The sequence below is a fragment of the Vibrio sp. 10N.261.52.A1 genome, assembly GCF_002876325.1.
GTDB classification, from domain to species: domain Bacteria; phylum Pseudomonadota; class Gammaproteobacteria; order Enterobacterales; family Vibrionaceae; genus Vibrio; species Vibrio chagasii.
The window spans coordinates 1-5007 of the sequence record NZ_MCYD01000966.1 but is presented as its reverse complement, the minus strand read 5'-3'; the positions used below and the strand labels follow the sequence as shown (position 1 = coordinate 5007).

General features: G+C 46.0%; 5 protein-coding genes. All 5 read right to left on the bottom strand.

The window, feature by feature from the left end:
* Positions 1 to 154 (bottom strand): ATP-binding cassette domain-containing protein (locus BCT81_RS20930; protein ID WP_133152675.1); only part of this gene is annotated, 154 nt, incomplete at its 3' end.
* Between the two features lie 2 nt (positions 155 to 156).
* A complete protein-coding gene (locus tag BCT81_RS20925; RefSeq protein WP_102425703.1) occupies positions 157 to 1128 on the bottom strand; it encodes an iron chelate uptake ABC transporter family permease subunit in 972 nt (323 codons plus the stop codon).
* A complete protein-coding gene (locus tag BCT81_RS20920; protein ID WP_102425702.1) occupies positions 1128 to 2162 on the bottom strand; it encodes an iron chelate uptake ABC transporter family permease subunit in 1035 nt (344 codons plus the stop codon). The genes BCT81_RS20925 and BCT81_RS20920 overlap by 1 nt, the downstream gene beginning before the upstream one ends.
* Complete coding sequence (locus BCT81_RS20915; RefSeq protein ID WP_102425701.1) at positions 2159 to 3100, bottom strand: Fe(3+) dicitrate ABC transporter substrate-binding protein; 942 nt, start codon at positions 3098 to 3100, stop codon at positions 2159 to 2161. The genes BCT81_RS20920 and BCT81_RS20915 overlap by 4 nt, the downstream gene beginning before the upstream one ends.
* Positions 3101 to 3187: 87 nt before the next feature.
* The coding region (locus tag BCT81_RS20910) for a TonB-dependent siderophore receptor (protein ID WP_102425700.1) at positions 3188 to 5007 on the bottom strand (1820 nt) is incomplete at its 5' end.

The following is a 5007-nucleotide window of genomic DNA, read 5'->3' as shown; positions in this document are numbered from 1 at the left end:
TATTAATTCTTACCAAGGTTTTTAACAAAGTGGATTTACCACATCCATTGGGGCCAATTAATGCGGTAATTTTCCCTTTAGGGATTGAAACCGTGAGGTTTGGGATGATCGTTTGTTTGCCGTACGCGACGGAAAGATTCTGCGTTTTTAGCATGGTTACCAACCTCGATAACGATAAAGAAGAAAAATGAAATAAGGTGCGCCAATCACTGACGTCAGTACGCCTGCAGGCAATTCGATTGGAGGGTTCAAACCTCGTGCGAGTGCATCTGCGCAGGTGACTAAAATGGCCCCTAATAAAGCAGACGCGGGGATTAACAACTTGTGATTATGCCCAAACAATAAGCGCGCTAGGTGAGGCGCCAATAGCCCAACGAAACTGATTGTCCCGGCTACTGACACGCTGACACTTGCGAGTAACACTGCTGCCAACAATGCGAGAACCTGAATCTGTTTGGGCTTAATACCCAAGGTAGTCGCACTTTCCTGACCAAGTCCCAACACGTCTAATCGCCAAGCAAGCCATAATGCCATTGGTAATAGTAAAACCAACGCCCCCCAGATAAATGGGACTTGCTGCCAGTTCCTACCCCAAAGGCTACCTGTGAGCCATACCATGGCTGTATTGATCTCGATAGGGTTAGTGACGAGTAAGAAATCAATACAACTGGCCAGAAACGCACTTACTGCAATACCAATTAATGCCAGTTTGGCTGGTGTTGGCTTAGACCACCATGCCAATAAGGCAATCAATCCAGCTGCAAAAACACCACCAAACATCGCAAATATAGGAAGCAAACTCACCGGCGCATTAGGAAACCAAACCAAACTCGCTGTTGCAGCAAGGCCTGCTCCGGCGCTAATTCCCATCAAGTCAGGAGACGCCAGAGGGTTACGTATTACACCTTGTACTAACACGCCTGAAAGCCCTAACCCTGCACCGACACTGATTGCGAGTAACATACGTGGCAACCGATACTGTTGGATAACAAAATCGTCACTAGAGAAAGCAATCAGATGTTCCACCACTTGATAAATAGAAAGTGATGCTGCCCCAACAAACAAGCCAGAAAAAGCCATCAACATAAGCAGCCCAAGTAACAACAATACCTTCGCATTATGATGCATTAAGACTTCCTCGTAGCTATGAGAACAAAACAGGGTGTGCCTAATAAAGCGGTAATGACACCCACTGGCGTTTCTGTCGGGAAAGCAATAGCTCGTGACAACGCGTCTGACCAAGATACCAATGCAGCACCTGCCATCGCGGAAACGGGAATTAACACATGGTAATTATGCCCAACCATAGGACGAACTAAGTGGGGAATTAACAATCCGACAAAGCCAATAGGCCCGGCAATAGCGACACTCGCGCCCGCCAGCAAAACAATGGTCACACTACAAATGAATCGCGTAAGGCGAATGTTGCTGCCTAGCCCAACCGCAACCTCCTCACCAAGCGCCAGTAAATTAAGGTTGCGCGCCAAGCTAATAGCTAACCCTAGCCCAACCATTATCGGGGGCCACAACATTCGCCATTGTTCATCATCCACGGTAGATAATGAGCCTGTAAGCCAATGCAGCACGCTATAAGCCATATCGTCGGCAAGAATCAATGCTGCTCGAGTCAACCCAATCAGTAGTGCTGTAATGGCGATGCCCGCTAAAACCAAGCGCAAAGGGTGAGAACGTGCGGAAAAAAAACCACCGAGGATCATCACAGCACCGCCACTTAACGAGGCACCGATAACAGCATTAAGAATTGGATTTAGTTCACTGACAACAGGCACGCCTATGGCAGCTAAAGCCATAAAACAGGCAGCACCAGAATTAATACCAAGAATAGAAGGAGATGCGAGTGGGTTTCTTGTTAAGCCCTGCATCAATAAGCCCGCAACCGCTAAACTCGCTCCAATCAATAACCCAGCATAAGCTCTTGGCGCTCTCAGAGTCGCCAAAATTTGATGAGTCATATTGCTCGTATCAAACGCAAACCAATAGTCAACTAAGTCACTTAGGGTCAGAGAAAAGTTAGACCATCCCAGCATCGAAGCCGCATAGCCAGATAGCATCAAACACAACACTGACAACGTAAATACAGTGGCTCGCCACGGTAATATTGGCAGGTTTCGCATTCCGCTAGATATCGATATCGTTCTCATGATCGTTCCAAGATCTGCTCTAGATTTTTCGCCATCTGTTCAGCCGCTAGCATGCCTCGGTTTAATGACCAAAGTGCTGGCGACACTTCAACAACTTGACTATTTTTTGCTGAAGTCATTAGGTTGAATAACGGGTTTTTCTCCCAATCGTTGACCACATTAGGATGCGAGTAAGCGCCTAATAGCAGCCAGTCCGGATTGGTTTTTAGTAGAAACTCAAAGCTTGTTGGCAAATACGCTTTTTCAGTAAGTTCTTTAATCGGACTCGCAATTCCTAATGTTGTCAGTACTCCTCCTGCATAGGATGCTGGGCCATGAAGCCACATTCCTTTATCCGATACGACAGCAAACTGGACGGTTTGCTTTAGAGAGAAGTGGCTCTTGAAGCCGAGCATAGCTTGATGATGTTGTTGAATTCGTTGCTCCATATCTGATTGCTTATCAAGAGCAACACCAATTTTGAGCGCTGATTCCAAATTTTCTTGATAAGTTTCTCCTCGGCTTTTTAATAGCAAAGTCGGTGCAATTCGCTGTAGATCTTGATACACAGCTCGATGACGTTCCGCATCTGCGATGATCAAATCAGGCTTGAGCACAGCAATAGCCTCTAGACTAGGTTGAGATCGCATGCCAACAGACTGCCAAGGATCAACCAAGTCTCGTACTGCTGGAATCACTCGTGTCGCATCATTATCGTCGGCAACACCAACGGGAGAAACGCCTACCGCGGCTAATGCATCAACAAATGAGAATTCCAGCACAACAATACGCTGTGGCGTGGTGTTAATCTCAAACTGACCTTGCTCATCTTGGATGACTCTTGTTTTGGCCAAACTCGAAAATGAAATTAAACACATCACCAATGCAGCAAGACTTAACCATAATCTATTCATTGGGCGTAATGTATTCGTTGAAACTGGTTGAGAGTCGTTTCCCATATTAAATTATCCTCTAACGCTAGAACCGTGAAAGTCGCCAAGGGTATTGGCGACTTTTATTCGTTATGATTTTCAATAAATTACTGATTAGAACTGGTAATTCAGATCCAAGGTATAAGATCGCCCTGGCGCCGGATAGCGACCAACTGGGCTGGTATCAATGCCTCGGAAGTAATAGTCCTCATCAAACAAGTTGTTGACAGCGAAGTTCATACGCAGTTTGCTACTCTCATCCTTGTATAAATCGGAGCCCAAATTGAAGTTCCATACCATATAGGCTGGGACTTTGCCCGTCGCCCCGATAGCATCCTCGTCACTCGTGTTCGCATTGTCAGAGTATGACTCGCTGAAGTAGTAGCCAGACAAGGTGGTATCTAGCTTGCTAAATGCGTAAGTCGCATCCCAGCTAAATTGATGTTTTGATGTGTAAGGCAGTTGATTGCCCTTGTTTGCACCGTCTTCTTCAATCGTCGCGTCTAGGTAGTTATAGCCCGCCCCTAAGCTCAGAGCCTGAAGAGATTCCAGCGTGTAACGGCCGGAAAGCTCAACACCTTGGTGGAGTGTTTTTCCAATATTGTCGAAAGTTTCAGTCGCTTTTTGCCATTGAAGCTGATCTTCAAAATCGATTCGGTAAAGCGCTACGTTGAAACTGGTTGAATCTTGGTTGTAGCGAGCACCCAACTCATAACTCCATGCAAGTTCACTGCCCTCTTCACCTTTACCACGGATGTAAGCAATTTGTGGTGCTCGCAAAGATTTCTGAGCATTGGTATAACCTACCCATTGCTCAGTTAAATGGTACGCCACCGTTAAACCAGGCAACCATTCTGTGACTTTGTTATTTGTCTTTTCCGCCTTACCTAGATCGTAAAATGCCATATCTATTGATTCATACCGAATACCAGGTGTTACCTTTAACACATCATTAAACAAACCAATTTCGTTACTGATATAGCCAGCATAAGCGTCGGTGTCTAAGTGCCAGTCACGTGGGGTCGTTGTCAAGCCACCAGCAATCGGCGTTTGAGTAAGCTTGTAATCGATATCTTCGTTGACGTAGCGTGCCCCAACAATTACGTTTTGGGTCACTGTATTGCCGTCAAAATAGATCGCGAGTTTCGGCTCTACCCCATACACCTTAAATTCACGTGGTGACGTACGAATATCAGTTGATGGCTGCGACGGATCAGACCACGCCACATCTTTAGTACTGTTGTAACCCCACTGGAAGAAACGCTCAGAACGATGGCCAAAGGTCAGTACTTCCAGCTCGGCACTATCAGCAATATTCAAATCATGTAAATATTTTAAGCTCCAACGCGTCGATTTACCTTGGTACTCATCATAAGGGCGCTTGGATTGTGTACGGTCTTTCTCGTAATCTTCTGGCGATAAAGCACCCGGCATTAGCGTGTCAGCATCATAACGCTGCACGAAAGCTTGTAGTTCTTGAGTATCACTCAGTAACCACTGTAACTTAGCTTGGAAGTTCTTAACGTCTGTATCGGAATGTTCACGGAAACTTTCCCCTTTTAAGAAGTTACCTTCCACTTGAAGTGCCAGCACATCATTCAGCCAACCACCAGTACGCAGATAAATATCGTTCAACGGGGTATCGCCATCTTCAAAAACGGTTAAGCGATTACTCATTTCCGTTTGCCATTGGTAAGGAATAGGCTTGGTCACTAAGTTGATCACACCACCCACGTTGTTTGGTCCGTACTGAACCGCCGCACCACCACGCACAATATCAATACGATCAAGCATCGAAAGCGTCGCTGGGAAGATAGATTGTCCAGTATGACCATAAGGCGCTAGAGTAAGCGGCACACCATCCATTAGAAACTGAGCATGACCACTTCGACTTGCCTTCAAACCACGAACTGAGATGTTAGGCAGAACACCGG